At 51.0% G+C, this 21,053-nt stretch carries 18 protein-coding genes; 13 read left to right on the forward strand and 5 right to left on the reverse strand.

Annotation, left to right across the window (positions count from 1 at the left end):
- Window positions 1-23: 23 nt before the first annotated feature.
- Window positions 24-1,340 carry a hemolysin family protein gene (locus BBI15_RS05455; protein WP_237150914.1) on the reverse strand — a complete coding sequence of 439 codons (1,317 nt, stop codon included), beginning with the start codon at window positions 1,338-1,340 and terminating at the stop codon, window positions 24-26.
- 229 nt (window positions 1,341-1,569) lie between these two features.
- On the opposite strand from BBI15_RS05455, the gene chrA reads away from it, so the two are divergent.
- Genes chrA through kynB form a run of 3 tightly spaced genes read left to right on the forward strand, consistent with a single transcriptional unit; the run spans window position 1,570 to window position 4,673 of the window.
- Window positions 1,570-2,778: a chromate efflux transporter gene (chrA, locus tag BBI15_RS05460; protein WP_208599447.1), complete on the forward strand. Its 1,209-nt coding sequence runs from the start codon at window positions 1,570-1,572 to the stop codon at window positions 2,776-2,778.
- A 29-nt stretch (window positions 2,779-2,807) separates the two neighbouring features.
- Entirely contained in the window at window positions 2,808-4,049 is a 1,242-nt protein-coding gene (gene kynU, locus BBI15_RS05465) for a kynureninase (protein ID WP_157101688.1), read from the forward strand.
- Complete coding sequence (gene kynB, locus BBI15_RS05470) at window positions 4,050-4,673, forward strand: arylformamidase (protein WP_068868658.1); 624 nt, start codon at window positions 4,050-4,052, stop codon at window positions 4,671-4,673.
- A 320-nt stretch (window positions 4,674-4,993) separates the two neighbouring features.
- On the opposite strand, the gene BBI15_RS05480 is transcribed toward kynB, so the two are convergent.
- Together BBI15_RS05480 and BBI15_RS05485 are read right to left on the reverse strand one after the other, a co-directional pair.
- Entirely contained in the window at window positions 4,994-5,431 is a 438-nt protein-coding gene (locus tag BBI15_RS05480; RefSeq protein WP_068868660.1) for a low molecular weight phosphatase family protein, read from the reverse strand.
- Between the two features lie 171 nt (window positions 5,432-5,602).
- The gene (locus BBI15_RS05485) at window positions 5,603-6,124 is read right to left on the reverse strand and encodes a universal stress protein (RefSeq protein ID WP_068872520.1); all 522 of its coding nucleotides are present in this window, start codon (window positions 6,122-6,124) and stop codon (window positions 5,603-5,605) included.
- A 515-nt stretch (window positions 6,125-6,639) separates the two neighbouring features.
- Between BBI15_RS05485 and BBI15_RS05490 the strand changes: the two genes are divergently transcribed.
- Both BBI15_RS05490 and BBI15_RS05495 read left to right on the forward strand, forming a co-directional pair.
- The gene (locus tag BBI15_RS05490) at window positions 6,640-8,379 is read left to right on the forward strand and encodes an ABC transporter ATP-binding protein (RefSeq protein WP_068868661.1); all 1,740 of its coding nucleotides are present in this window, start codon (window positions 6,640-6,642) and stop codon (window positions 8,377-8,379) included.
- Window position 8,380: 1 nt separating this feature from the next.
- A complete protein-coding gene (locus BBI15_RS05495) occupies window positions 8,381-10,132 on the forward strand; it encodes an ABC transporter ATP-binding protein (RefSeq protein WP_068868662.1) in 1,752 nt (583 codons plus the stop codon).
- A 127-nt stretch (window positions 10,133-10,259) separates the two neighbouring features.
- Here BBI15_RS05495 and BBI15_RS05500 read toward each other — a convergent pair whose 3' ends face one another.
- Window positions 10,260-10,463 carry a YheE family protein gene (locus BBI15_RS05500; RefSeq protein WP_068868663.1) on the reverse strand — a complete coding sequence of 68 codons (204 nt, stop codon included), beginning with the start codon at window positions 10,461-10,463 and terminating at the stop codon, window positions 10,260-10,262.
- 77 nt (window positions 10,464-10,540) lie between these two features.
- On the opposite strand from BBI15_RS05500, the gene BBI15_RS05505 reads away from it, so the two are divergent.
- From BBI15_RS05505 to BBI15_RS05515, 3 genes are all read left to right on the forward strand, one after another.
- Window positions 10,541-11,677: a DUF445 domain-containing protein gene (locus tag BBI15_RS05505; protein ID WP_237150915.1), complete on the forward strand. Its 1,137-nt coding sequence runs from the start codon at window positions 10,541-10,543 to the stop codon at window positions 11,675-11,677.
- Window positions 11,678-11,701: 24 nt separating this feature from the next.
- Window positions 11,702-12,049, forward strand: a complete 348-nt coding sequence (locus BBI15_RS05510) for a YlbF family regulator (protein ID WP_058381305.1) — start codon at window positions 11,702-11,704, stop codon at window positions 12,047-12,049.
- An 87-nt stretch (window positions 12,050-12,136) separates the two neighbouring features.
- Window positions 12,137-12,916 carry an enoyl-CoA hydratase gene (locus BBI15_RS05515; protein WP_068868664.1) on the forward strand — a complete coding sequence of 260 codons (780 nt, stop codon included), beginning with the start codon at window positions 12,137-12,139 and terminating at the stop codon, window positions 12,914-12,916.
- A gap of 572 nt (window positions 12,917-13,488) precedes the next feature.
- Here the strand turns inward: BBI15_RS05515 and BBI15_RS05520 are convergent.
- Complete coding sequence (locus BBI15_RS05520; RefSeq protein ID WP_068868665.1) at window positions 13,489-13,674, reverse strand: YhzD family protein; 186 nt, start codon at window positions 13,672-13,674, stop codon at window positions 13,489-13,491.
- 125 nt (window positions 13,675-13,799) lie between these two features.
- Between BBI15_RS05520 and BBI15_RS05525 the strand changes: the two genes are divergently transcribed.
- From BBI15_RS05525 to yhaM, 5 genes are all read left to right on the forward strand, one after another.
- Window positions 13,800-14,699, forward strand: coding sequence for an ABC transporter ATP-binding protein (locus tag BBI15_RS05525; RefSeq protein ID WP_068868666.1), 900 nt, complete (start codon window positions 13,800-13,802; stop codon window positions 14,697-14,699).
- Window positions 14,692-15,942 (forward strand): ABC transporter permease, encoded by a 1,251-nt coding sequence (locus tag BBI15_RS05530; RefSeq protein WP_068868667.1) that lies wholly within the window; start codon window positions 14,692-14,694, stop codon window positions 15,940-15,942. The genes BBI15_RS05525 and BBI15_RS05530 overlap by 8 nt, the downstream gene beginning before the upstream one ends.
- A 99-nt stretch (window positions 15,943-16,041) precedes the next feature.
- A complete protein-coding gene (locus tag BBI15_RS05535) occupies window positions 16,042-17,256 on the forward strand; it encodes a metallophosphoesterase family protein (RefSeq protein ID WP_068868668.1) in 1,215 nt (404 codons plus the stop codon).
- A complete protein-coding gene (locus BBI15_RS05540) occupies window positions 17,253-20,090 on the forward strand; it encodes an ATP-binding protein (protein WP_068868669.1) in 2,838 nt (945 codons plus the stop codon). The genes BBI15_RS05535 and BBI15_RS05540 overlap by 4 nt, the downstream gene beginning before the upstream one ends.
- Complete coding sequence (yhaM, locus tag BBI15_RS05545) at window positions 20,087-21,025, forward strand: 3'-5' exoribonuclease YhaM (protein WP_068868670.1); 939 nt, start codon at window positions 20,087-20,089, stop codon at window positions 21,023-21,025. Before BBI15_RS05540 ends, yhaM begins: the two co-directional genes overlap by 4 nt.
- Window positions 21,026-21,053 lie beyond the last annotated feature (28 nt).

A 21,053-nucleotide genomic window follows, 5' to 3' on the forward strand; every position in this document is an offset into this window, starting at 1 on the left:
GAGAGGGCCGTATTGTAAACATCTTATACAGGAAGATCATCAGCCGGTGCCTTTTGAACTTCTAAATAAAGGATATGATGGCCTTCGACTTCCTGGATACGGAATTCGTATCCTTGTTCAATGATTTTCTGGCCTTCGACTGCATCAAAATGCATATCCATGAACCATCCCCCAATAGTATCGATGTCTTCCTCGTCGATGTCAATCCCAAGAATGGCGTTTACGGTATGGAGCAATAATTTGGCATTGAAAATATAATGGTGCTCTCCCAACTTTTGGACATCGGGAGTTTCATTTATATCGAATTCATCCTGGATATCACCGACGATTTCTTCGAGTATGTCTTCGATGGTCACAAGTCCTGAAGTGCCCCCGTATTCATCGCGCAAAATGGCCATGTGGATACGCTCTCGCTGTGTTTTCAGCAACAATTCGCTGACCGGCATCGTTTCGATGACTTGAATGACGGGCTGGATGAAAGCGGAGACCGGCAACTCCTCAATTTCCGGTTTCTTTACATACGCACTTAACAGATGCTTCATATTGACGACCCCAAGGACATGGTCTTTATCGCCGTCCGTAACCGGATAGCGCGTGTATTGCTCGATGCCCTCCAGTGCAAATACCTCGCGCAAGTTCAAGTCATGGGTGATCGTGCTCATCTCCATGCGCGGCACCATGATTTCTTTGGCGATGCGCTCATCGAATTCGAAGATGCGGTTGACGTAATCGTATTCGGATGCATTGATTTCACCACTTTTCAGGCTATCGGATAACAGCAGTTTCAATTCTTCCTCGGTATGGCCCATTTCACGGGGGGATAATTTTTTAATGCCGAACAATGCCGAAATCATGCGGGCGATGGTACTGAACAGGAAAAGGGGCGGGGACAAAATCCAGTAAGCGACAACAAGCGGCCGGGCGAACGTCAAGATGGTGCGTTCCGGATTGCGGATAGCGAAAGTCTTCGGAAACAGCTCACCGAATACTACCAATAGTAAGCTTATCCCCAAAAAAGCGAGTAGAAAACTTATCCAGCCAGCACTTGCTGCCGGCAGACCGAGATTCACGGCAAAGGGCTGAAACGCTTCCTGGACGAGCGCATGGCCCACCCAACCGAGCCCAAGCACCGACAGGGCGATGCCTACTTGGCAGGCGAACAGGTACATATCGGCCTGGCCAGCGATTTTCATGGCCGCTTGTGCTTGCTTTTCATTATGGGCGCTGGATTCCCCGAGACGCGTCTTGCGGATATTAACAATGGCGTATTCGCACGCAGAGAAGAATGCGGCGGAACAAATCAACGCGGCAATCGCCGCTATTCGTATGGGAATGTCCAAATGACTCCTTTACGCCGGACCTGTTGGGAAAGGGCGCAAAGTTTGCACCTCCTGGGATCAGAATGGAAGGGATTTCAACGATTCTGGCAGATCGTGACACATGATCTCCGCCGGCCGTTGCGGATGTACTGAACAATTAATGTTCTTAAAAGTATACCACTTAAAAGATTTATTATTCAGTCAAAATCATTTACAAAGATTTAATATTGAAACATATAAGCAAACCGTTATGATAGAGAAGAATCCAAAAGAGAAAGGGAGATGGATAGTGAAGCGAAAAGAACGCTGGATGGAAATCCTGAAAGCCTCGACCAAGCTGGGCTTAACCTCGTTTGGCGGGCCGGCTGCCCATATCGGCTACTTCCGGGATGAATATGTACATAGAAGAAAATGGTTGGACGATAAAGCATACGCCGACTTGGTGGCATTATGCCAATTCTTGCCTGGGCCTGCCAGTTCCCAGGTCGGCATCTCGATCGGCATGCTGCGCGGTGGCATTATGGGAGGCTTTTTGTCATGGCTCGGGTTTACTTTGCCATCTGTAGTCGCCTTGATGATTTTTGCCATGCTGATCAGTAGCGGATCAGTCGACATCGCATGGCTGCAAGGCTTGAAGATCGTTGCAGTGGCGGTCGTCGCCCATGCGCTTCTCGGCATGGGGAAATCACTGACTCCGGATGTGCAGCGGTTGATGATCGCTTTTGGGGCAGCCATCGCCATTTTGCTGGTACCGACCGCCTGGGCACAGATCGTGGTCATTCTATTGACAGGCGTCATCGGGTTTCTCTTATACCGGAAAGAACAAGCGCCTGATGCCGTCAAGCTTGCCTTGACCTTCGGCAAAAAAACCGGAGTCGCCGCGTGGGGAATTTTCGGCGCGTTACTGATCGGTTTTCCGCTTGTTCGGCCGTTCATCGAATCGAGCGCATTTGCGATTTTCGATATTTTCTACCGCGTCGGCGCGATCGTCTTTGGCGGGGGCCATGTCGTCTTGCCGATGCTTGAGCGTGAAGTCGTGCCTGAATGGATGACGGCCGATGCCTTCATCGCCGGGTACGGAGCAGCACAGGCTGTCCCGGGACCCTTGTTTACTTTATCTGCTTATTTGGGGCAATTAATGAATGGTGCGGGAGGCGTATTGATTGCCGTCATCGCAATGTTCCTGCCGTCATTCCTCTTGGTTATCGGGACATTGCCGTTTTGGAGCGTCATCCGTACAAAGCCAGGCATTCAAGCGGCGTTGAAGGGAATCAATGCCGGGGTTGTCGGTATTTTGCTTGCGGCGCTATATGATCCGGTTTTCACTTCCGCCATTCAGGGGCCGGTCGATTTCGCCATTGCGATTGCGGCCTTCGGAATGTTAGTCTATTTGAAACTGGCTCCGTGGAAAGTCGTCTTGATTACGGCGCTTCTCGGCGCGCTGGCTTATGCTCTATAGGAATGGAGAGATGAGATTTGGACAGTGCAATGCAAAAAGACCAACAGGATCCATTGGCTAAATTCAAAGAACAGTTTTTTGTAGAACCAGGAACGATTTATATGGACGGGAATTCGCTCGGCCTGATGTCAAAGCGTGCTGAAACAAAGCTGATTGCGCTCATGGACAGCTGGAAACGATTCGGCATCGAGGGCTGGACAGAGGGCGAACACCCTTGGTTTACGCTGGCAGAGACACTGAGCGAGAAAGCGGCGCCCTTGTTCGGGGCGAAAGCACATGAAGTGATGGTGACCGGCTCGATCACGTCGAATATCCACCAGATGCTGTCGACGGTCTATGTGCCGACTGACGAGCGTTTTGTCATCTTGGTCGATGAATTGAACTTCCCATCTGACATTTATGCAGTAGAGAGCCATTTGCGTCTGCGCGGGCAAGATCCGGCAGTCGCGATGCGCAAAGTACCAAGCCGCGACGGCTATACGCTCGAACTTGAAGATGTGTTGGCGGAATTGAAAGAGGATGTCGCAGTCTTGTTATTGCCATCGGTCCTTTACCGGAGCGGGCAATTGCTGCCGCTCCGTGAGATTACAGAAGCCGCTCACGAAAAAGGCATCATCGCAGGATTCGATTTGGCCCACTCGGCAGGTGCCATGCCGCATAATTTGCATGAAGACGGCGTGGATTTCGCTGTCTGGTGCCATTACAAATACATGAATTCGGGGCCAGGCGGGACTGGAGGTTTGTATTTACACGAACGCCATCACGATTTGAACCCGGGGATAGCCGGCTGGTTCGGTTCGGACAAGGCAAAGCAATTCGATATGGACCATAGTTTCACGAAAGCGGATGGGGCCGGTGCTTACCAGGTCGGCACGCCGAATATCTTCAGCATGGCGCCGCTAATTGGCAGCCTGGAATTATTCGAAGAAGCAGGGATTGAAAAGATCCGCAAAAAATCGCTGGAATTGACGACTATGCTGCGCGAAAGGCTTGCGGCTCTCGTGCCTTCTCTGGTAGATGTCACACCAAAAGCGGACGGACAGCGCGGGGGCCATATCGCGCTTGCGCATAAGGAAGCGGCGCGCATCTGCAAAGCGTTGAAAAAAGCGGGAATTGTCCCGGATTTCCGCGCGCCGGATATCATCCGCCTTGCGCCGATCGCCTTCTACACGAGCTTTGAAGATGTCGAGAAAGTAGCGCTCACCTTGCAGGATATTATCGAGCACGAACTTTATAAAGAATTCAGCAACGAACGAAATGTGGTGGCGTAAATGGCAAAATCCATCATAGACATTTCGATGGCACTGGACAGTTCCACCCCGGAATGGCCAGGCGATACGCCGTTTTCCTACCGCTTATCGGTCACGAAAGAAGAAAGCGGTTCGGTGAATATCGGCGAACTCAAGTCGAGCACGCATATCGGCACCCACATCGATGCGCCGTTCCATTACGATGAGAATGGCTTGAAGACCGATGAGTTGCCGCTTGACGTATATTTGGCGACAGCCCAAGTAATGGACGTGTCGGATCAGCCGCAAGTGCAGCTGGAGAATCTGGATGAGCTTGCAAAAGGCGTTAGTGCCGTGCTGCTGAAAACGGACGCATGGCGAGACCGCACCAAGTTTCCTGAAGCTTGGCCGGTATTCGACCCGGCGATCGCCGAATGGATGAAGGGTCAGGGCGTCCGCCTGCTCGGTGTCGATGTGCCGTCAGTCGATCCTGAGACGAGCAAGGAACTGCCGATGCATCATGCGATGAACCGCAACCAGCGCTTCATCTTGGAGGGGATCGTGCTGGACGATGTTGCCCCAGGTGTCTACGAACTCGCTGCATTGCCTTTGAAGATCCGCGGCGGGGAAGGAAGCCCGGTACGTGCAGTATTATATAAAGAATAAAGAAAAAGCCGCCATTCGGTTTGGATGGCGGCTTTTTCAGGCCGTCGAGAAACTCATGGAACACGTATTTTCCGAAGCTTATTGCTCGCTTTCCGTGGGGCGGGCATCGAGCCTCCTCGTCACTTCGTTCCTGCGGGGTCTCTCAAACCCGCTAGTCCCACAGGAGTCGAGCAAACGCTTCTCCAAATACTCAGACAGGTCTTTGATTTTTAAATGTCGAAAAGGCCACCACTTTTTTGAATGATAGTAGATTACCGATTTATTCAACACTTTGAAAAAGCCGCCATTCGGTTTGAATGGCGGCTTTTGCTCTCTTTTTTTCATTGCGTAGGCTGTGACCTCAGAATCGGTTCCATTTGTTTGATGTTTATCGCGATGGCATCGCAAACCTCCTGGTATAAAGCCCATTTTTCGTCATTGTCGGTACTGCGGATTTCAGGGTTCGGGATATCCCAGCGGACTAATTTCTGCATCGGCAAATCGTCAGGTATATCCGCCTGTTCGAATTCAGCATCATGAAGGGCGATAATCAAATCCGCCTGTCTCACTTCATCCGGGTTGTATACGCGCTGCTCGACTGGGGGGATCTCCAAGATGATCTCTTTTAGCACTTCGATCGAAATGTCGTTGAAAGATGGTTGGTGCCATGCCGCGCTTCTGATGTCCCAGTCCGGCAGCATTAAGCGGCTCGCCCAAATTTCAGCCATCAGCCCGCGATGTTGATGTGATGATAGAAAATATACAGTATGTCTCGGCATGGCTGACCCCTTCTTCCTTTCTTTATTTTCCAGCTGGTTTAATTAGTATTCTTTACCCATGTGGAATGGAAAACAAACAGATAAATATATGATATTCAATTAATTATGTCAAAAATATGTCATAAAAATAAACATCCCCTTTAGGATGGGGATGCCCACATCCAAAGGGGATCATTTCACCACAAGAACGGTACAATTGGAATCTTTAATCAACTTGCTGCTCACTGAACCGACAAAAAACTTCTGCAAACCGGATTTTCCGCTATTGCCGACAATCAAAAGATCAATGTTCTGCTCATCTATGAACCCAGTGATGGTCTTGATGACCGGTCCTTCCAGTGCCAGAACCGAAGCTTCTGTGTTTTTGGCGTCGAGCTGCTGTTGAATGGAGTTGTGCATATGCTTCGAGTATTCCGAAGCGCGGGCAGTATCGACTTCGGGCGGGGTCCGGTAGCCTTCATCCCCGATTTCCGGGGGCATGAACTGTGCATACGAACTGTCGACGTTTGCGGAAGTCACCGGGGCGGAAGCATGCCCGACATCCATATAGCCTGTACGTTCCTGTGCCTCTTCATTGACATAGATGACCGTCAATTTGGAGTCTGGAAGAATCTTGGAAAGTTCCATGCCTTTGTCGAGTGCCAATCGGCTTCCTTCCGACCCATCATAAGCGATTGCGATATTCCTATACATTTCTTTCACCGCCTCCATTTACTGTTACTCTTTTGTTCCCCCAAATACGGCAACCGCAAACCTTCAGTACATCAAGGGCCATGGCGCGAGGCAGTAAGACTTTCGGCTGAATTGGATTTTTGATTCAAAATAGCTTGACAATTCAAAAAAACGAGTGGTACTCTTGGACTAACAAATATTTGGAAAAGGAGGTTTGGACAATGAAAAAGATTCAGAAGGCGTTAAAAATCAATTGCATAGCATTGCCAGGCTCTCCGATAATTTTCAATTGCTGATTATTTCGTGACTAGAAATATTCGGGTTGGGTCTGTGCATCCAGTCCTATTTTCAAGAGCGCATGCCTGAAAACAGGTATGCGCTCTTTTTGTGTGGTTTAAACAGCTTGGCTGCTTAAATAAATAATCGATATCAAGGGAGAGAAGCATTATGGAAAAGCGTCATGTGAAAAAAGCAATCATCAAGGAATCGCTTGAAGGCGATTAGCGAAACTGAAAAATGGAAAGAAGGCGTAATGTATGTTTGATGTTTTATGGAAATTGAAGTGGTTTTTTAAAGAAAATTGGCTGCGCTATACAATCGCAGTCGTGCTCTTATTTGTAGCGAATATTCTCGAAATCGTGCCGCCGTGGCTGATCGGTGTGGCGATCGACGCCATCGCCCAGCAGGAGTTGACGAGTGAATTGCTGTGGCAGTATATCGCCGCTTTACTGATAGCGATGGTGCTGGCGTACATCATCAATTTCATTTGGCAATACCAATTATTCGGCGGGGCGTATGTCATCGAGCGGCAATTGCGTTCAAGCTTAATGGGGCATTTCCTCAAGATGACACCGACATTTTACGAGAAGAACCGGACGGGGGACTTGATGGCCCGTTCAACCAATGATTTGAAGGCGATCTCCGAGACGGCAGGATTCGGGATCTTGACGCTGGTCGACTCGACTTTGTATATGGCCACGATTGTCGTGGCGATGGGCATGCTGGTGTCGTGGGAACTGACCTTTTTGGCGATTTTGCCGTTGCCGGTGCTGGCGATTGTCGTCCAGTTGCTCGGCAAGAAAATACATGAACGGTACACCTTGGCGCAAGATGCTTTCGGGGATATGAACGATAGCGTCCTGGAATCGGTCGGCGGCGTCCGTGTCGTCAGGGCATATGTGCAGGAACGTTCATCTGAAAAGGAATTCCAAGACATGACGCAGGACGTCTATGAAAAGAACATGGCGGTCGAGCGCATCGATGCCTTGTTCGCGCCGGTCACGAAAGTGCTGACGGGCATCAGCTATGTCATCGGCCTCGGCTACGGGGCATTCCTGGTTTCCGAAGGGACGATGACTTTGGGCGATTTGGTCGCCTTCAACGTCTATCTCGGCATGATTGTCTGGCCGATGTTTGCAATCGGTGAATTGATCAATATCCTGCAGCGCGGCAATGCATCGATCGACCGTGTCAATGAAACCTTGGATTACGCAGAAGACGTCGTCGACCCGAAAACGACAACAGAAACCGGGCATCCGGAGCGCATCGGCTTCCGCGATTTCGGTTTCACGTATCCGCAATCGACATCGATCAATTTGCAAGGCATCAATTTATCGATGAACAGCGGGCAAACGCTCGGCATCGTCGGCAAGACGGGTAGCGGCAAAACGACATTCGTCAAACAGCTGCTAAAGGAATACCCGACAGGCGAAGGATCTTTGACGATGAATGGCATCGAAATCAATGAACTGAGCAAGGCGCAATTGCGCGACTGGATCGGCTATGTCCCGCAGGATCATGTCCTGTTTTCGCGGACGATCCTGGAGAACATCCTGTTCGGGAAAGCGGATGCGACGGAAGAAGAAATTTCACAAGCCATCAAGCTGTCCCATTTCGAAAAGGATTTGGCGATGCTCCCGAACGGCCTTGAGACGCTGGTGGGCGAGAAAGGCGTCGCGTTATCCGGAGGGCAAAAACAGCGTATCTCGATTGCGCGGGCAATCATCAAAAATCCGGAAATCCTCATTTTGGATGATTCCTTATCGGCTGTCGACGCCAAGACGGAAGCCAAGATCATCGAGAACATCCAACGCGAGCGGTCAGGCAAGACGACGATCATCACGACGCACCGGTTGTCTGCTGTCAAACACGCCGATTGGATTGTCGTGCTGGATGACGGGCGTATCATCGAGGAAGGCACGCACGAAAAATTAGTGGCAAAACAAGGCTGGTATCATGAACAATTCCTCCGCCAGCAAATCGGGGAGGTGCAATAAGATGGGAACAGGAAAACGTTTAACAAAGTATGCATTGCAATTCAAGCGTGTCATCATTTGGGGCTTGGTGTTCCTTGCGGTCGCGGTAGCTGCCGATTTGGCGGCACCATTGATTGCCAAGGAAATCATCGATGAACACATCTCGGATGCCGGAGCAATCGAATTCGGGCCGATCGCACAGCTTCTGGCGCTGTTCTTCGGCTTGTCGGTCGTCACGGCAGTGTTCCGTTACCTGCAGTATATCTTGCTGCAAAAAGGCGCGAACCGTGTCATCCGTAAAATGCGGACCGATGTCTTTGAACATGTCCAGCGCTTGCCGATCAGCTATTTCGATAATTTGCCGGCAGGGAAAGTGGTCGCGCGCATCACCAACGACACCGAAGCGATCCGCGAGTTGTTCGTCACGGTGCTTGCGCAATTCGCGACAAGTTTCATGTATATGGCCGGGATCTATGCAGCATTGTTCTATCTGGACTGGCGCATGGCGGCGATCGCGTTCGTACTCGTGCCGCTGTTGTATGCATGGATGCTCATTTACCGGAAATATGCTTCGAATTTCAACCACATTGTCCGGGAAAAAGTCAGCGAGATGAATGCCATGATCAATGAATCGATCCAAGGCATGAGCATCATCCAGGCATTCCGCCGGGAGAAGCAGATGAAAGGCGAGTTTGAAGAGCTCAATGATAAGCATTTCAAATTCCAGCAGAAACTATTGGTGTTAGAGGCCGCCGCTTCGCACAATATGGTCGGCGTCTTGCGCTCGATGATTTTCGTGCTGTTCATCTGGTATTTCGGCAGTGCCTCGATGAGCGGCAATGAGGTCGTGACGGTCGGCGTCTTGTATGCATTTGTCGATTACATCATCCGCTTGTTCAATCCGATCAGCGGCATCGTCAACCAATTCAGCCGCCTGGAACAATCACTCGTGGCAGCTGAACGGGTGTTCCGCTTGCTTGACCGCCCAGGTGAACCGGTCAGCGACGACCGGGTCGAGCGCTATGCAGGCAATGTGAGCTTTGAACAGGTCTGGTTTGCGTATAAAGATGAGGAATACGTTTTGAAGGATCTATCATTTGAAGCGAAGCAAGGGGAGACTATCGCACTTGTCGGCCATACAGGATCAGGAAAAAGTTCGATCATGAACTTGCTGTTCCGTTTTTACGACACGACAAAAGGGCAGATTCTGATAGACGGCGTCAATGTCAAGGATTTGCCGAGGCAGGCTGTGCGTGAACATATGGGGATCGTTTTGCAAGACCCGTATTTATTCACGGGAACGATCGAATCCAATATCACGCTCGGGGACGAACGCGTCAGCCGTGAAAAAGCGCAAGCGGCACTGGCGGCAGTCGGCGGCGAGCGTGTCACGAAGCATTTGCCGAAAGGCATCGATGAGCCGGTCGTGGAAAAAGGCAGTACGCTTTCTTCCGGGCAGCGCCAGCTGGTGTCATTTGCACGGGCGTTGGCTTTCGATCCGGCGATTTTGATCCTGGACGAAGCGACATCGAATATCGATACGGAAACAGAAGAAATCATCCAGCATGCGATGGATGTATTGAAGAAAGGCCGGACGACGTTCATCATCGCCCACCGTCTGTCGACCATCAAGAATGCAGACCGCATCTTGGTGCTCGACCGTGGCGAAATCGCTGAATCCGGCACGCATGATGAATTGATGGAACACGGCGGCATCTACCGCCAGATGTATCGCATCCAATCAGGGATGGCCACTACCCAGAACGTTGGGTAAGGGGCCGCCCCTTTTTTCTTTTTCGGGACTGCAATTCGCGATTGTTGTGATTCATGCAGCTCTATCTTTATAATATAGCTAGGGCTCATGGCGAAAATGAAAAAAGTGCCGGAACCATCCCGGCACTTCAGTCGTATACATGATAGAGCATCAGCTCATGGACCATCTTCTTGATGGCTTCCTCGTCCTGCGGCGGAGCGGATTGCCAAATAATCGAACCGTCCGGATGATATTCGCCGCGAATGCGTTCATTGCGGTAAAAAAATGAGATATTCCAGCCGGGCAGCCGGCTGTCCTCGAACATCGGCTTGAATTTGAAATGCTGCAGCATCGGAATCCCCCTTTGGTCGTCTCTTTCCATTATAGGGCAAGCGGCGCAATAGACAAAGAAGAAATGAGTGACCTTAGTTGAATATTCTACTGACATTACTGCTGATGGCGTTCATTGGCGCCTTGATCGGCGGCATGACGAACCATTTGGCAATTAAAATGCTGTTCTGGCCATATGAAGCGAAATACATCGGCAAGTTCCGCCTGCCGTTTACGCCAGGTCTGATCCCGAAACGCCGGGATGAACTTTCGCGCCAGCTTGGCCGAACCGTTGTCGAACATTTACTGACGCCGGAAACGTTCAAGAAACGTTTTTTCAATGAGGCGATGCATAAAAAAACCGAGAATTGGCTCAATCGCCAATTAGATCATCATCTGTTTTCCTCGCCCCGCACGTTCAATGAATGGCTGGACCTCGCCAACCAACAGGGTCTCGACCGTAAAATCGAAGCGAAACTCGATGGCTTGGTGGACAGAAACCGTGACGCCGCCGAATCATATATTGCCGGAAAAACCGTCCGAGAACTGCTTCCCGAAACGTGGAAGCCGGAAATAGAGGATAAGATTTTCGCTGGTGTCAAATACACGATCGGCAGGGGGACGGATTACTTCGCCTCTCCAGCCGGACGCCAGACCGTGAAAAGTTTATTGGATGAATTCCTGGTATCGCGCGGCCGTTTCGGGACTGTGCTCCATAATCTGTTCGGCGATTCCCAGTCGATCACCAATAAGACCCAATCAGAGATCATCAAATTCCTCAACTCCCCGAAAACCTTCGAGCTGCTTGGCACATTGGCGTTTCGCGAATGGGAAAAGCTTCAGGACAAGCGGGCTGATGAACTCCTGAAAGAATTCGATGCCGAACCGATGATCCTCGCCATCAAACAATACGTCCGTGACCAGGCAAAGATCTCCGACAGGCTGGACGCATCGCTTGCAGAGACATGGCCTGGGGGGTTAGAATGGACAAGTGTCAATATTACGCCTCTCATCACGGATTTCGCATTCGAGATGGGAGAGCAGAAGTTAGAAGAGACCATCGTGAAAATCGACATGGAAAACATGGTCAAACAGCAAGTCGATTCTCTGCCGCTCAGCCGATTGGAAGAATTGGTGCTCGGGATTTCACGGAGAGAATTCAAGATGATCACGGTACTGGGCGCATTTCTGGGGGCTTTATCGGCATACTCCAGGGCTTGCTCGTCACGGTGCTGAATTTGGGGTAGAGGAGAGATTTACATGGCAGTAAACATTTATGACGACATCAACAAATTGGAATCCACATTCCGTTCAACAGAGGAATTCCAGAAACTCGAACAGGCAGTTGCGGAAGTAACAGCTGACAACGAAGCAAACGAATTGTTCAAGAAATTCCGCGATTTGCAAGTGACTTTGCAGCAAAAACAGCAGCAGGGCGAAGAAATCACGGAAGAAGAAATGATGGGCGCTCAAGCGACAGCACAAGCCGCTCAGGAAAACCCGAAAATCTTGTCTATGCTCGAAGCTGAAATGGGTCTTAGCCAGATGATCGAAGAAGTGAACCGCGTATTGATCAAGCCGGTTCAATCCCTTTACGAAAGCATGTAATTCAAGCAAAAAAAGGATTTACGGAAAAGACACCGAATACGTAAAGATGAATGCAAATTCATTTTTACGAAGGGGTGTCTTTTTCTTATGTATCAAACGATTATGCTGAAAAAAGATGGGCGTTTGGCCCATTTGGTATTGAACCGTCCGGATTCGATGAATGCAATGAACGCGAAGATGATGGGGGAGCTTGCGGACTGCTTCGAAAGCTTGAAACATGACGGATCCGTTCATGCGTTGATCATTCACGGCGCAGGGCGGGCATTTTCTGCCGGGGGGGACATCAAGGAAATGGTCGATCCCGACAACCCGATGGATATCGAGGCGGTCATGGAGGATGTCAGCCGTTTGGCAAAAGCGCTTTATACACTGCCGCAAGTGACCATTGCCGCCGTGCACGGTGCTTCCGCGGGTCTTGGCTTCAGCATGGCGCTTGCCTGTGATCATGTGGTGGCGGAAGAAAGCAGCAAGTTGGCCATGAATTTCATCGGCATCGGGCTCATTCCTGACGGTGGTGGCCATTTCTTCCTGAAAGAACGTGTCGGCGTGCCGCGCGCGAAGCAATTGATTTGGGCGGGGCAAGTGCTGAAAGCGCATGATGCTCTCGCCAAAGGCCTGATCGAAGAAGTGACGGCGGAAGGCAGGGGCTTGGAACAGGCGGAGAAATACGCGCATGAAGTACTTGCCTCTCCAGTCGCGGCGAAGCTGAAGTCTAAAGAAATCCTGCACGGCTTGAAGCTGGCCGAACTGGACGAAGTGCTCGCGGGTGAAGCTGCTGGGCAATCGGCGATGCGTAAAACGGCAGACCACCTCGAAGGCATACAAGCTTTCGTAGAAAAGCGCAAGCCTGCTTTTAAAGGAAAATGAAAAGAATGGCGGGTTTCCGCCATTCTTTTCAGAGTGTTGAACAAGTTTATGAACAGCTATAAATTGGAGCGAAAACTGTTTTTCTACATTTTCTAAATCAAAGGTCTATCTAAGTATTTGGAGAAGCGTTTGATCGGAAAACATTCTGCTCAATAATGCTACGCATTACTTCGCAAAGATAAGGTCTCCCGTAGGTCGATCTTATCTTTCCTGCGGGAATAGCGGGTTTGAGAGACCCCACAGGCAATGAATGAGCGAAGCTATGCTGAGCCTATTCATTTGCGACGCATCTGCTGGCAGATCTCTTTTGCGATGCCCGAACATAGTGAGGGTTGAGCAGATGTGGGAGCAAGCGGGTTTTCTGCGATGCTCGAACGTAGTGAGAGTTGAGCACAAGGGTTTTCGGTAGCGGCCGAGGAGGCTCGATTCCCGCCCGCGGAAAGCGATCAATAAGCTTTGGAAAATACGACTTCATAACTTTCTCGACAGCCTAAAAAGAATGGCGGGTTTCCGCCATTCTTTTTTTTAGCAAAAACGGTCCAAAAGAAAAAACACGGCGGCTGCCGTGTTTTTTAGGTATGGAACAATAGAAGTTTGCCAGCTGGAGATGCGAGCCGGTGGGTTTTTTCAGTCAACGCTTTTTCTTCGAGCAGCGCGAGCCCCTTTTTTTTCGCTTCATCGTCCGTCTCTGCGGTAAAAGTTTCTTCCTCGATCAATTTGCCGTTTTTTTCATATGCAGTCAGTTTATACGTTCTCATATTCGGCACCCCTTTCTGAACGATTATTCATTTTTCAGTATAAAGGGTTTAAGCGGAAATGTCCTGCAAATTTGAAACATTTCGGCTTTGCTGCCGTATATAAAGGAGGAAAGGGGACGTGAACGATGACTTTATCAATTAGAAATGCAACGAAACAGTTTGGCGATTTTACAGCTGTAGACGATATCTCCCTTGACGTAGCTGAAGGGCAGATGCACGGTTTTCTCGGCGCGAACGGGGCAGGCAAGACGACGACGTTCCGCATGGCGCTGGGACTCCTTACGCCGACACAAGGCGAGGTGCTATGGCAAGGACAGCGCATCAGTTACGCAGACAGCCCGGATATCGGCTATTTGCCGGAGGAGCGCGGATTATACCCAAAGATGAAAGTGCAGGACCAGCTCGTCTATTTGGCAAGGCTGCGGCGCATGGATAAAAAACAAGCGGAACAAGGCACAAAGGATTGGCTGGAGCGCTTTGAAGTGCCTCATTATGCCAATAAGAAAGTGGAAGAATTATCGAAAGGCAACCAGCAGAAAATCCAATTGATTGCTTCTCTCCTACATAACCCCAAACTATTGATTTTAGACGAGCCGTTTTCCGGACTCGATCCCGTCAATGTGGAAATGCTGAAAAAAGCGATACTCGATTTTCAAAAGCAAGGGGCGACGATCGTGTTTTCCAGCCACCGCATGGACCATGTCGAGGAATTATGCGACGACATGAGCATTCTAGACAAAGGTAAATTGGTCGTTCACGGATCGATTCGCGAAGTGAAACGCACGTTCGGCAAGCAAAATGTCCGTATTCACACAGATGCCGACATCACGGCGTTAAGCGAATTGCCGGGCGTTGAAAAATTCACCGCTCAGCGAAGTGGCGGCGTATTCCGCATTGGCGATGAAACGGTCGGCCAAGATCTGCTTGCCCGTGCCTTAGAGCTTGGCCCGGTGCGCCAGTTTGCATTGGAAGAACCAAGCCTCGAAGAGATTTTCATCGAAAAGGTGGGCGGTATCCATGCATAGTTTCTGGATCATTTTCAAACAGGCATTCAAAACGAAAGCGATGACGAAATCGTTCATGGTTACGACGCTGGTCGTTGTCGCATCATTTTTCCTGCTGGCCAATTTGCCATCGATCATCGAGTCATTCGATGGAGATGGCAGTTCACAGCAAACGCTACAAGTCTTAGATGAAACAGGACAGTATACAGCAGCCTTGCAAGCGCAACTCGATCAGCAAGAAAGTAACATTCAATTGGAAGCGAGTGCGCTTTCTGAAGAACAATTGAGGTCGGATGTAGAAGCAGGCGAGATGGACGCTTACCTGGTTGTTGAGGGGGATGATGGGGTCGTTGCCCGTTATGTAGCGGAGTCTGCAACTGAATCCGCTCAAGCCGCTGAACTGGAAAATGCGCTCCAGAGCCTCCAGACGGCACGGGTTGCCGAGCAGCTGGAGCTCGAAGAAACGGAGCTTGCCCAATTGTTTGCACCGGTCGAAATGGAGCGTGAAGCACTTGCTGAATCTTCCAAATCCCAGGAAGAATTAAGCCAAGCACGCGGCCTTGTCTATATTCTGATCATGGTCATCTATATTGCGGTCATTTATTACCCGAACATGATCGCCATGGAAGTGGCGAACGAGAAGTCGTCGCGCGTCATGGAAATCTTGATTTCCAGCGTGTCACCGGTCAAGCACATGTTTGCGAAAATTGCGGGCATCGGCACGCTCGGTATTTTGCAGATGATGATTTTTGCGTTGGCTGGGTATTTGGCAATCCAAAGTTCAGGCTCGGACCTGACCGAAGGCGTATTTAGCGTGATGGGTTTTTCCGAAGTGAAATTCAGCACCTTCTTCTACGCCATCCTGTTCTTTTTGCTGGGCTATTTCCTATACGCCGTGCTCGCTGCTCTGCTCGGTTCGCTCGTCAGCCGGACAGAAGACGTCCAGCAATTGATGCTGCCAATGATGATCTTGATCATCATTGCCTCATTCATCGCATTTTCAGGCATTTCCATGCCGGACGCAGGGTATGTGACAGTCGCTTCCTATATCCCGTTTTTTGCGCCGCTCGTCATGTTCCTGCGTGTCGGACTGCTCGACATCCCTCTATGGGAGCCGCTCTTGTCGATTGCGATCATGTTGTTGACGATTGGCCTTCTCGGCTGGTTCGGTGCACGCGTCTATCGAGGCGGCGTGTTGATGTACGGCTCATCCCAGTCGTTGAAAGATATCCGCCGGGCGATCAAGCTGGGCAATGAAAAATAATGAAGAGGCTGCTTGCGGGAAGTTTCCGCAGGCAGTTTTTTTTCATTTGCGGAAATGGTAAGATAGGAACAAATATTCGTGTTTGAAAAGGGGAGCAATATGGCAAGTATCCGATTTATCCACAGCGCTGATTTGCATCTCGGAAGCCCGTTCAGCGGTATGAAAGGGCTGGGCACCGAACAGTGGAAACAGCTTCAGCACAGCACGTTGAAAGCTTTTGAACGGTTGATTTCCTATACGCTGGAAACGCATCCTGATTTTCTATTGATTGTCGGGGACATCTACGACGGGGAAGATCGCAACTTGCGCGCACAGCACCGGTTCCAGCAAGGCATGGAGCAATTGCACGATGCGGGCATTCCGGTTTTCTTGAGCCATGGCAACCATGATCATTTAAGCGGGGGGGCGGCTAGTTTTGAACTGCCGCCGAATGTTCACGTATTTCAGGACAGCGTAGAAAACATCTCACTAGAAGTGAGTGGACAAACGGTGAGCATTGCAGGGTTCAGCTATGGCCGCCGTCATGTAACAGAATCGATGATTGAACATTATCCCGACAAAGAAACGGGCATTGTCCAGATCGGCATGCTTCACGGCTCCGAGGAAAGCGACACGGAACACGCTGTATACGCGCCGTTCCGCAAAGAGCAATTGCTGGCCAAAAACTATGATTATTGGGCGCTTGGCCATATCCATAAGCGGCAGCAGTTATCGGCTGACCCGCCGATTGTCTATCCCGGAAACCTGCAAGGGCGCCATCGGAAAGAGTCCGGCCCGAAAGGCTTTTACGATGTTGTGTTAACGGATGGCCATGCTGAACTGGAGTTCATTGCGGCGGAAGCGGTGCGTTTTGAGCGAATCGCCATCGATTGCAGCGGTGTCCAGCACATGAATGAATTATTCAGCATCATCAAGGAACAGCTTGAAACGCAGGATGCCGAGGCGCTCGTCTGTGATCTCGAATTGCAAAGCCCGGACGATTCCACTCTTCTCATGCTGGAGGATATCCCGCAGGCAGAGCTTGTGTATGCAATGCGTGAAGCGCTCAGCGAACAACAACGCTTTGTCCATATTTCAAGTGTGCAGCTCGACAAAGGAAATCTAACGGCGGAATTATCGCCATTCGGTAAACAGCTCGCAGACCGCCTGCAAGATTGGGAGGCAGGCGACTGGAAAGAAGCTTTGAAGGAGCTTTACAACCATCCGAAAAGCGGGCGTTTCCTGCCGCAGTTGAACGACGGGCTGCAGAGCGAATTGCAGATGGAAGCGGTAGCGAAAATCCGTAAGATGATGGCATTGGAGGACCAGCGATGAAACTTGAAAAACTGATCATTTATGGTTTTGGGCGCCACGAGAATAGGACCATCAACCTGAACAAACCGATGGCCGTATTCTACGGAATGAACGAAGCAGGGAAGACGACTATCCAGCAATTCGTCTTGCAGATACTTTTCGGCTTTTCAGCACGCAGCCAGCCGCATAAACGCTATGAACCGAAAGCAGGGGGCAAATACGGTGGCCAGCTGCAGCTGAGCGACCCCGTTCATGGCCGTGTCGTGATCGAGCGGACAGCCGGTAAATCAGCAGGTGACGTGACGCTCTGGTTTGAAGACGGGCGCCGCGGGGGCGAGGCTGAGCTTTCGGAGCTGTTAAGGGGATATGACCGGGCGTCCTATGAAGCAATCTATTCGTTCTCTGTCCATGAGCTCCAGGATCTCGACCAAATGACCGAACAGGAGCTGACGCGCACGCTGTTATCCTCCGGGACAGCCGGTGTCGACCATGCCGGGAGGATGGAAAGCCAGCTTGAGCGTGAAATGGGGGAGCTATTCAAGAAAGGCGGAAAATTGCCGCTTATCAACCGTTTGACCGAAGAGCTTCGGGAGCTGGAGGCAGAATTGCGCGATTATAAACTGCGCGCAGACACCTTCCGGCCGGCCACCGAGCGGCTGGAACAGATCAAGCAGCGTTTAGGTGAACTGGACCGGGCTGAGAACATAATCGTTCAAGGTATCAAGGAAGCAGAGAAATGGCAGCAAGCGGCCCCGTTATTGGCACGCAAACAACAACTCGAGCGCTTGGCGGAAAACGGGCCGGTGAATTTCCCGGAATCGGGCATTCGCCAGTATGAACGACTGCTCGACCAAAAGAATGAATTACAGGCCGAATCCGCTTTCCTTGAAAATGAGCTGGCCCGGCTCAAACCTGTCGGCGATCTGCCTGAAACGGATTCGCTAGCGGACCTGCTAGGGCGCGAAGCTGAATGGCACCAGATGGATTCTTCATTGAAAGTGAAAGAAGAAGAACGCAGCCGATTGCAGGACGATCTCGGCCGCTTGCTGAAATTATGTGGCATGACACAAGAACAGGCTCTATCCGCGGATGCCTCGCTTGAGCAGGAAGAGCGATTGAAAAGCATATTGCAGGCGCTCCAGAGCGCCGAACAAGAACAAGCTTTCAGGCAGCGCCGATTGGCGGAAGAGCGGGAACGGCTGTCGGAAGCCGAACACGCATTGAAGCAATACCTTGAAGCGGAGCCACCCGAAGAACAGCGGCAGCGCGCGGAACGATGGGCCGATATTGAGCCGCAGCTGGCGCTGGCCAAAGCGCAGCGAAAACGGCAAGCGGGAACGGCTGCCAATAACCGCCTCGCCCAATTCCTGCTGGGGGCCATCGGGGTTGTCGGCCTGGCCATTGCTGCAGTTTCCGCAGATGCGTTCACGGGTGTGCTTGCGGCCATGGCGCTCGGCGCATCGGCATGGCTCTGGTGGCGCGACAGGAAATCACCGGACGGCTCGGCTCATGATGAACTAGTGGAACGTTATGCCGGGAAGGAAGCGGAATATGAAGCTTTGCTTACGAAGCTAGCGGAATACGATAAGGGGCTAGATGAACGATTCGACGCGATCGAGTCGAGCAAGCGGAAAATCGCAGCGCTGCCGCAGACAAACAGTAGCCCGGAACTGCAGGAATACCGGAGCTTGCTGCGATCGCTCGGCTTTCCGGAGGAAACCTCGCGCGCTACCGTATTGACGGTATTCGACAAATTGCGTGATGTGCACACAGCAGCTAGCCGGCTGGAGCGCATCAGTGGAGAAATCGGGAAATTGGAAAATGAACGGGAGGCGTGGCTTGACCAGGCGCAACGAGCATGCGGCAAGCCAGCGAGCGCGAGCAATGTCATCAGCGTACTTCGGGCGGAATGGGAAACGCGCCAGCAGAAACTCCAGAACGCCGGGAAAATCCGCGAGAAAAAGCGGCAGCTGGAAGAGCAGTCCAGGAAATGCGGCGAGCGCTTGGCGAAACTTTCCGAAGCCTTGGAAGAGCTGTTTACAAGAGCGGCAGTGGCAGACGAGGATTCGTTTTACCGCGCAGCCAAACGGTCGGAACAAGCAAATTCCGCACAGGAACAATTGCGGGTGATCCAGTCGCAGCTGTCTGTCATCGGGGAAGTGGAAAAACCCGCTGCGCTTGCCGATGGACGGGTGGATGCCGAACAATTTCTGGGCCGTTTGCAACGACAATTGGACGAACTGCGGGAGGAACGCCAGTCATTATGGGAAGAACAAGCGGAAAAACTCCAGTTGACGAGGCATTTATTATCGGATGAAGGGCATGCGCTGAAACTTCAGGAATTGGAAATGAAAAAGGCGGAGTTCCAGGACGCGGCGAAGGAATGGGCCGTCAACCGTGCGATCGTCGAAGTATTTAAACAGACGATGGATGAATTGAAAGAGACGAAGTTGCCTGCGGTGTTAAGGCGTTCGGAATCGTACTTCACGCAATTGACGGGCGGGGACTATGTCCGCTTGTTGCTAAGCCGTGAAGGAAACTTCGAAGCGCTGCGGAAAGACGGCTTGCGTTTTCGCGTCATCGAGCTTAGCCAAGCGACAAAAGAGCAGGCATATCTGGCATTGCGCTTTGCACTGGCTTCTTCTTTGAAGGAATCCCATCCGTTTCCGATTATCATGGATGACCCGTTCGTCCATTTTGATCGCCGAAGAAGACGGCAAGTGATAAAATTAGTGGAAGAGCTGCAGGCAAATCACCAGTTCATATATTTCACATGCCACGAAGAGATGCGTGAGGCTTGGCCAAGTGCACAACAAATCGACGTGGCGAATCCTGAAAGGAGCATCCAAGCATGACAAAAGGAATTACAACCCGCGCTGTCGGGGAGACAGTCGATGATTTTCTGCTGATCAAACAGTCGGTCAAAGGCGTCACGACGACCGGGAACCCGTTCATGTCACTCGTTCTGCAGGATAAGAGCGGAGACATCGAGGCAAAGCTATGGGACACGAAAGACGAACACGAACGGATGTATGCGGCAGAAACGATTGTCAGAGTCGGCGGGGAAATCCATAATTACCGCGGCAAGAACCAGCTGCGCATCAAAAGCATCCGTCCGGCAAAACCGGAGGAAAATTTGACGATCGCCGAGTTTTTGCCTTCGGCGGCGCAAAGTACAGACCAATTGCACGAAGAAGTGACAAAGTTCCTGTTCGAGATGGAAAATCCTCAAATCCAGCGCATCACGCGTCACATCCTGAAGAAATACCAGCAGCAATTCCTGACCTTCCCGGCCGCCACGCGCAATCACCACGATTACGTGTCGGGCCTTGCGGATCATGTCGTGTCAATGCTCAAGCTCGGCAAAGCGATTTGCGAAGTGTATCCGAGCCTAAATAAGGATTTGCTGTATTCGGGAATCATCCTCCATGATATCGGGAAAGTCTTTGAACTATCAGGGCCGGTCGCGACGACTTATACCGTAGAAGGCAATTTGCTCGGCCATATCTCGATCATGGTGACCGAAATCGCAAAAGCGGCGGAAGAGCTCGGCATCGAAGGGGAAGAGGTCATGGTCCTTCAACATATCGTCTTGTCGCATCACGGCAAGGAGGAATGGGGCAGCCCGAAAAAGCCGATGATCAAAGAGGCGGAAATCCTCCATTATATCGACAATATCGATGCGAAGATGATGATGCTCGACCGCGTGCTCGGCAAGACGAAAGAAGGCGAGTTTTCGGAACGCGTCTTCGCGCTCGACAACCGCTCATTCTACAAGCCGAAACTATAAAACAAGCCAAAAAACCCCCGACAAAGAT

It is taken from the genome of Planococcus plakortidis (genome assembly GCF_001687605.2).
GTDB lineage: Bacteria > Bacillota > Bacilli > Bacillales_A > Planococcaceae > Planococcus > Planococcus plakortidis.